Source organism: Acidovorax sp. LjRoot204, from assembly GCF_056175785.1.
Genome location: NZ_JBGFFF010000180.1, coordinates 1 through 7,548, shown reverse-complemented (window position 1 = coordinate 7,548; position 7,548 = coordinate 1). Strand labels below are relative to the sequence as shown.

The 7,548-nt window shown below is 64.5% G+C and carries 7 protein-coding genes; 3 read left to right on the top strand and 4 right to left on the bottom strand.

Going from position 1 to position 7,548, the window contains the following annotated elements:
* Window positions 1–104: 104 nt before the first annotated feature.
* The 3 genes from AC04MI_RS21600 to AC04MI_RS21590 form a co-directional block, all read right to left on the bottom strand.
* Window positions 105–1,817 carry a DUF4384 domain-containing protein gene (locus tag AC04MI_RS21600; protein ID WP_476498658.1) on the bottom strand — a complete coding sequence of 571 codons (1,713 nt, stop codon included), beginning with the start codon at window positions 1,815–1,817 and terminating at the stop codon, window positions 105–107.
* A 115-nt stretch (window positions 1,818–1,932) separates the two neighbouring features.
* Window positions 1,933–2,361 (bottom strand): hypothetical protein, encoded by a 429-nt coding sequence (locus AC04MI_RS21595; protein WP_476498657.1) that lies wholly within the window; start codon window positions 2,359–2,361, stop codon window positions 1,933–1,935.
* 151 nt (window positions 2,362–2,512) lie between these two features.
* Complete coding sequence (locus tag AC04MI_RS21590) at window positions 2,513–2,986, bottom strand: hypothetical protein (RefSeq protein WP_056062488.1); 474 nt, start codon at window positions 2,984–2,986, stop codon at window positions 2,513–2,515.
* Window positions 2,987–3,460: 474 nt separating this feature from the next.
* On the opposite strand from AC04MI_RS21590, the gene AC04MI_RS21585 reads away from it, so the two are divergent.
* From AC04MI_RS21585 to AC04MI_RS21575, 3 genes are all read left to right on the top strand, one after another.
* Window positions 3,461–4,279, top strand: a complete 819-nt coding sequence (locus AC04MI_RS21585) for a LuxR C-terminal-related transcriptional regulator (RefSeq protein ID WP_395454790.1) — start codon at window positions 3,461–3,463, stop codon at window positions 4,277–4,279.
* A 115-nt stretch (window positions 4,280–4,394) separates the two neighbouring features.
* Window positions 4,395–5,210 carry a sensor histidine kinase gene (locus AC04MI_RS21580; protein ID WP_440597694.1) on the top strand — a complete coding sequence of 272 codons (816 nt, stop codon included), beginning with the start codon at window positions 4,395–4,397 and terminating at the stop codon, window positions 5,208–5,210.
* Window positions 5,211–5,397: 187 nt separating this feature from the next.
* Window positions 5,398–5,979 (top strand): EF-hand domain-containing protein, encoded by a 582-nt coding sequence (locus AC04MI_RS21575; protein WP_146870982.1) that lies wholly within the window; start codon window positions 5,398–5,400, stop codon window positions 5,977–5,979.
* Window positions 5,980–6,053: 74 nt separating this feature from the next.
* Here AC04MI_RS21575 and AC04MI_RS21570 read toward each other — a convergent pair.
* Window positions 6,054–7,548: sensor histidine kinase (locus tag AC04MI_RS21570; protein ID WP_476498656.1), on the bottom strand; the 1,495-nt coding region annotated here is incomplete at its 5' end.

Here is a 7,548-nt window from a genome sequence, read left to right as displayed (position 1 = left end):
CGTGGTCGCCGTGGTCGCCGTGGTCGCCGTGGTCGCCGTGGTCGCCGTGGTCGCTGGGGTGGTGGTCATCGCGTTCGCCTGCGCAGTGCTTTTCCGACGGTGTTTCACTTGYGCGGGGCGGGTTGTGCAGGCGCACTGGCTGCGGCGGGCAGGGCCCGGCGTGGAATGACTTGCCAGTACACGGCATTCCCGGTGTAGCCATCGGTACCCCAAGCGGTGGCGAAGGCTTCGTTCAAGCGCTCCAGCGCCCGGTAGTTCGGGATGGGCTTGAGCGGCGGTCCGCGCAGCGCCTCGGGCAAACGGGGCGTGCTGTCCTCGTCGGTGGCAAAGCAGGCCACACCTTCGGTGCCGGGGCTGGCTGCGTCCATGATGAAGCCGGGGTTGGGGCTCATCCAGTCGGGGATGCGTATGGCCTGGTTGGCAGACACCCAGCCGGTGGTGTTGGCCTGGTTGGGCAGCAGGCGGATGACTGTGCCGGTGGCATCGGCCAGAAAACACTGCAGGTAGGAGGCGCGCGACACGGTGGCCGACAGGAAGACCTGTTCCCCCACCTCGAATGCGGAGCGCTCCAGCAACACGTTCTCGATCTGCAGATCGATGCTGCGCGCAGGCGGCGGGTCTCCGTACTTGGCAGCCCCAGGATTGGTGCTCACCATCTGCACTGCAGCATCTGGTGTGGCAGGACTGGCTGCGATCTGCGGCACAGGCTCTGCGTGTGTGCTGGCCCAGCCAATGCGGGCCAGGGTGCCGTCTGCGGACAGCCCGACAAAGTGGCGCAGCGCCCGTTCGTAGGTCGCAAAGTCCACCACGCCCGTCACCACCATGCCGTTGTCCGCCTGGAAGCGCGCCAGGGCCTTGCGCAGCGCCGGGTCGTTGTCCGGCTGGGGTTGCGCGACGGGGGCGAGGTAGCCCCGGCTGACCAGCGAGCGTGCGATGAGCTGGGTGCGCACGGCGGGCGATCCTTCATCAAACCAGTCGCGCAGCTGCCGCTGAAAGTCCGGGTGGTTTTGCTCCAGCGTCAGGCATTGCCAGTAAGGCACCCGGGCCCATTTGCCAATGAGTTCGATGGTGGCCAGGTCCACCAGTGTGCGCACTGCACTGCCAGAGCCCTGGGTGTAGTCACGCCCCACGTTGAACTGAACGCCATAAGTGCCGATGCGCCCGGCCAGGTCCACGCCCTGTCCGCCGTTGCCAATGATGACTTCGTTGGCGGAGTCCAGTCCGGGAATCAGAGTGCGGGTGCGAAAGTCGCCCAGGTGCATCTCCAGGCCGATGATGGTGGCGTTGCGGCTCTGGCTGTAGCCCATGTCGATGCGGGGGCCGGAGAGCCCGGTGTCAAACCGGTTGTTGATCACGTTCTGGTCCACGAACGAGATGGCACCCGACAGGTACAGCGCGGGCCGCTGCAGCTGCATCTGGTTGTTGTTGAGCAGGATGGTGGTGAGGTTTTGCACCGTGTCCTGGCGCGCGATGTCCACCTCGTAGTCCACAAAGCGGAAGGCATTGCTCAGGCGCGACATCTGGGACAGGGCCGTGATCACCATGTCCTTGGTGGCCACGGTGACGCGGGTGGAGTAGTCGGGAATCTGCTTGCTCGTGATCAGTGTGGTGGGCAGCTGTGCATCGCGCAGCATATGGTCCATGCACATCAGCGAGTCGGAGAAGCTGGAGATGGAGCGTGTGGGGCGCACCACGGGGCGGTCGGTGATGGAAGCCAGGCTCTGAAAGGCCTGGTCCTTGCGTGGGTCCCTGGGTGTGGCACAGCCAGCCAGTCCCAGCCCGACGACAAGCCAAAGCGCTCCATGGATCGCGCGCATCACAGGGTGTGGGGAGCGTGGGCGCTGGGGGCGAGAGCATGCAGGCATGGCGGGGCTCGGCGGGGTGGGCGGCATGTTCTCTCTCCTGGCGGCCGGGCGCATGGCGCCTGGCCTGTTATTTGCAGATATTGACGAGATCGCCGCGCAGCACCACCACCTGCGGCGCCTGGTTGGGACCGTACTTGGCCGATCCCGTGGTGTTGGCAGACGCGGTGTTGCTGCCCACCTCCTGGACGCAGGTCTTTTGCATGCCCTGTGCATTGGCAGTGGTGACCACGTCGTTGTTGGTCAGCACGCCGGTGGTGTCGTCTGAGAAAGCCTTGGCTTCGTAGCGGGCGATGCGGGCGCGTAGCCACGATGGCATGGTGTTGCTGCCGTCCAGTCCCGTCGAGGCCGCCACTGGCCCTGTGGGCTGCATCTGGACCGAGAGCTTCTTGGTCAGGATGACCGGATCTTCCCCGGGGGCCTGCGCCCACGCGGGGCTTGGCATCAGGCCGCAGACCGTGAGCAAAGCTGCGCATGGCGCCAGAAAACGTGTGTTCATGGAACACCTCCTATGGTGAGAATGAGGGGCCCACCCGCGCTGCTGTTTGCAGCCTTGCCGGTGTGCCCCTGGCACGAACTCATCCGGGCACTGATGTGCTGCCGGAATCAGACCCTCGCAGGTCTATTCACCAGCCGAGCTGGTGCCGATCTCAGTAGGGCCAGCCAGCGGGCTTGGTGGGCTGGCAGGTGAAGCAGGCGTTGTTGGAGGCGATGTTTTGCACCGCCTTGCTGTTGCTGCCGCTGGAGAGGTTATTGACCGACGAGTTGATCATCGAGGTGAATTGGCTGGAGTTGCCAATGATGGTGACTTCGCCCACGTTGGATGACAGGTTCTGGCTGGCGTAGGCTTCGCTGCCGCTGGCGGTGTTGGTCAGATTGCCGCCAAAGCCCGTTACCGTCTGGGTCGAATTGCCACTGATGGTGACGTTGCCGGTGTTGGAGGCCAGGTTCTGGAAGGCTTCGCTCTTCGAGCCCGTCGAGTTGTTGTTGACGGACACCGACGTCAGGGATACCGACTGCGTGGAATTGCCGGTGATGGTGATGTCCGGAGTGGAAGGGACCGGACCGGTGGCCATGGCGGCGGAGGCGATGACGCTGAGCGTGATGAAAGCAAGGGTTTTCATGACAGATCCTTCAAGGATGACTTCTACACTGGCTGCAACCGCAGCGAACCTGCGGTGCAGAGGGGGTTGGACGGCGCTTTCAGGCCTGGTTTTTTGAGAACCGGTGGCCGTTAGGCGCTGTCGGAGTTCAGTGTGCGAGCCGATGCGATTCGTGCGAATACGCCGGGCGGGCTACCTCATACAGCGGAGCGGTTCAACCCTTGGACCCGCGCAAAGCCTTTGCCAGCGCGGGTTGGCCGCCCGCACCACATGAGATCGGCCGAAGAAAGGCAGGTAGTAACCAATTGCTACTTGGGCAACATTGCCAAATATATTTGGACCTTGAAATTTATTTGGCGCACTGTGTGCGCTGCCGTACAGAGAGGCATGAGTGCGTTGGAGAACATGCATGTGAACGCAAGAGTTGCATGCAGATGCGTCATCCGAAAGACCCAGTCCATCGGGGCCCACCACCACGTCCGCAGGAGTTCACCCATGAGCAGCAGTTGGCAGGTCGATACACCATCGCAAACGTTGACGTCTTCAGCGTTGCTTTCAAAGCAGAGTGCGCGCGACCTTGCATCGCTTCCGTCGGGCCAGTTTGAAACCTATTCCAATCCGCCATCGGTCTGGCCCGCCTTCCTCACTGGGCAGGAGGCCAACCCGGTGCGGGTCTTGCTGGTGGACGACGATCCGCACATCCGCTTGGTGATTGCACAGGAGCTCATGGCCGATGCCCGCACGTTGCTGGTGGCGCAGGCGGGCAGTGTCCGCGAGGGGCGCAAGGCCATCAAGAATCACGATTTCGATGTGCTCCTGGTGGACCTGAACCTGGGCGACGGTGACGCCTTTGACCTGTTGCACTACGTGAAGCCTGTGCGCCCATCGGCCCAAACGGTCGTGATCTCGGTCATGGAAAACGACGAGCAGGTCCTGCGGGCCTTTGAACTGGGGGCCACAGGGTATGTGGGCAAGAACTCGTGGTTCGGCAACTATTCGCAAGCCGTGTTGCAGGTGGCCAATGGTGGCGCCTCCATCACCCCCAACCTGGCGCGGCGGTTGCTGCAGCGGTTTGACCGCACCCACTCGGCCGAAAACAAGCGACGGCAGCCCGATGAGGCAGATCGGCTGTCCACACGGGAAAAGGAAATCCTGCGCATGGTGGCCAGCGGCTACACCAGCGTCGAGGTGGGTGCGCGCCTGCTCATCAGCAGCATGACGGTCAACACCCACTTGCGCAACATCTACCGCAAGTTGCAGGTGCGCACCCGTGCCCAGGCGGTGCGCTTCGCCTCGCTGCGGGGGCTCTTTTGACGGAGTGATGCAGGTGGCTGCCGCGTGTGTGGGTTGTGCTGTCACCAGGTGTGCTCTCGGTTGCCCACGCCACCTAGAAAGCCAGGATTGAGCGGTGTTTCGCACACGTCCCCCGTTGTTCGCCATCGCTTGCATGTGCATGTGGCTGCTGCAATGGGCGCTCCTTGCGACGGCGTTTTATGGCTATGACGAGGAGAGGCCGTCGGATCGGCAATGGTGGGAGCTGGCCGCCCTGGTGATCTCGGTGGGCCTGGGGGCCCTGCTGCTGGTGCAACTGCCGCGGGCCCTGCAGTGGCGCCCCCGGCTGCGGCTGCGCGCCAGTGCCGAGGTGACGGCAGAGCGGCGGCGCATTGCGCAGGACTTGCACGACAACCTGGGCGCACAACTGGTTTTTGCCATGGCGCTGCTGGAGACCGAGCCGCCCGCAGTGCGTGAACTCCGTTCGCTGCTCGACAAGTGCATGCTGGACCTGCGACTCGTGGTGGACTCCATGGATGCGGCGGACGAGCCATTTGCTGACCGCCTGGCCCGGCTTCGGCACCGCATCCAGCCCGTGCTTGATCGACGTGGCATTCGCATGGTGTGGGATGTGCAAATTCCGCCGTTGTCCAGTTTTCCGTATGCCGACAGTGCCATGCACCTGGTTGCCATTGTTCAGGAGGCCTTGAGCAACGTGTTGCAGCATTCGGGCGCCACTGAGGTCGCGGTGGGTGTGCGTTACCGTGCGGGTGCCGAGTCCTGGTGTGCCGAGGTCAGCGACAACGGGCGCGGCATGATGCTTCACGCTGGCGAAGGCAGCCCACTGGGAGGCCATGGGGTGGCAGGCATGAACCACCGTGCGCAGATGGCGGGCGGTGACTTGCTGGTGCTGCAGCGTCCGGGTGGGGGCACCTGCATTCGGGTGGTGATGCCGGGCAGAGGGAGTGCCTAGGATCACGTGCGACTCCCGGGCGCGCAGCCTCCAGCCCGCTGTCCATTCGCAAAACTGGCGTGAAAACTGTTGGCTTATTCGCCCACCGTACGGGCTGCTGCCCGCTACCCTTGGTGCATCTGGGCGATGCGGTGACTTGCGGACAGGTCAAAGGTACCGGGCTGTCGCCACACAGGAGTTCATGGCGATGTCCCCTCTCATTTCCGGCCTCGCATCGGTGGCGTCGATGATTTTCAATGCGGCCTCCAGTGGCGCGGGCAAGGCGTCCGCGCGGCGTGGGGGTGAGGCGGTGGCACCCGAGCCCTCGGCCGTGGTCACCCTCAGCCCCGAGGCGCAGACGCTGGCGGGGATGGCCGGGCAGGGCGCTCTGGCCACCCAGGGCCAGCCTTCTGGCGCGGGGATGACCGTGGGGCGTTCGTCCGGCCAGGCCACTGCAGCACTGCCCGGTGGCCGTGTGGCAGGGGCCGTGTCCAAGGACGATTTCCAGGCGTTGCTGACCCGGTTTGGTGCCACCGAGGATCAGAAGCAGCAGCTCACGGCGGGCTTTGACGCGGACAAGGATGGTGTCATCACCCACGATGAATTCCTCAAGGGGCTGGCCCGCACCAAAGGCCAGCAGGCGGGCAGCGATCCGTTCGCGCAAGCCGTGCTGCAGGTGATGGACCGTGCGGGTAACGCCGATGGCACCGTGGCCAAGGACGAGTTTGCAGCGCTGACTTCGGCGTTTGCTCTGGCAGAGCGGCGTGCGCCCTCGACACGGACTGCCTGAACAGCCTGAACCGTGAGGGTGCACCGGTACCTGCCACCCGTGCTTTGAGCACGCGTGTTGGTGCTGGAGCCGTGTCAGGTGACCTTGGGCAGCGGCAGCGACACCCAAAAGCTGCTGCCCTTGCCCGGTTCGCTCTCCACCCCCAGGCTGCCCCCCATGCCCTCGACGAGGCGTTTGCACAGCGCCAACCCCAGTCCCGCACCCTCAAAGCTGCGCGTGGATGACCCGTCGACCTGTTCGAACAACGTGAAGATGCGGTGCTGGTCACCGGCCGCAATGCCAATACCCTCGTCCGTCACGCGCAGCCGCCACACCGTCGCATCAGGGGTGTCCTGCTCGGTCTCCAGGGTCAGCTGGATGTGACCCGAGAGGCTGAATTTCACGGCGTTGTCCAGCAGGTGGACCAGCACCTGCTGAATGCGGTCTGCGTCCCCCACGTGGCTGGCGTCGGTGCCCACGCCATCGAGGGCCAGGAAGATCTGCAAGCCTTTTTGGCGCGCCTGCGGCTCCAGCAATTGCACCGCATCTGCCGCCAGCTCTGGCACCGATAGCGGCGCAAACTGGAACGCTACCTGGCGTGTTTCCAGCGCAGCCAGATCGATCAGGTCGTTGAGCATGCGCATGAGGCCTTTGGCCGCATCCATCACATTGTTCAGCACGGGCTTCAGGCGCTCATCCTGCGAGCGGTTGCGCACCAGTTCGGTCATCCCCAGGATCAGTGTCATGGGGGTACGCAACTCGTGCCCAATGTTGGCGAGAAAGATGCTCTTGGTGCGCAGGGCAGCCTCTGCGGCTTCCTTGGCGAGAGACAGCGCCGCCGTTCGTTCCTTGACCCGGGCCTCCAGATGCTCGCGCTCGGCCTGCAATGCCTGCTCCAGCTCCCGCCGGGCGGTCACGTCGCGGCCGATGCTGTGGTAGCCGGCGGGCTGGCCCGAGGCGTCGCGGTACAGGCGGCTGGACATCTCGAACCAGCGGACGCTGCCATTGGCACAGCGCATGGGCAGCGTCAGCAGTTGCCGCCGCTCGCGCACTGCCTGTCTCAGTGCCTCGGCACCCTCGGGCGTCAGGGCCTTGAAGATGGATCTTCCGATGACGTCGCGGGCGGGCACGCCGCGCGCCCGTTCGTCGGCGGGGCTCACGTACGCCACCGTCATGTCGGGGTTGATCCGCCAGATGACCTCTTCGGCGCCCTCGGTCAGCAAGGTGTACTGCTGGTTCCGCTCGGACAGGTGCCGGTACAGGCGGAGGGCTTCACCGACGAACAGGTAAAAACACAGGCTGCTCAGCGACAGCGCGAGCGTGAAGATGATGAGCGCGTGCAGCGAATACGGCGCGCTTTGCATACCGTTGCTACCCAGCACGATGACCAAGGTCATGGCGGTGTAGCCGACGCCCRCCGCGCGCCCCAGCAGCAGGTAGGCTGCACCCACCCCAATCAGGAACCACACGGCGCGCAGCTCGTGCCCCAGGGGTTGCCACAGGGCATAGGTAAAAAGTGCCATCCCGATCAGGGTCTGGGTGAGTGCCACCGGAACATAGACCTGGGGCCAACGGCGCAGGGCCCACCAC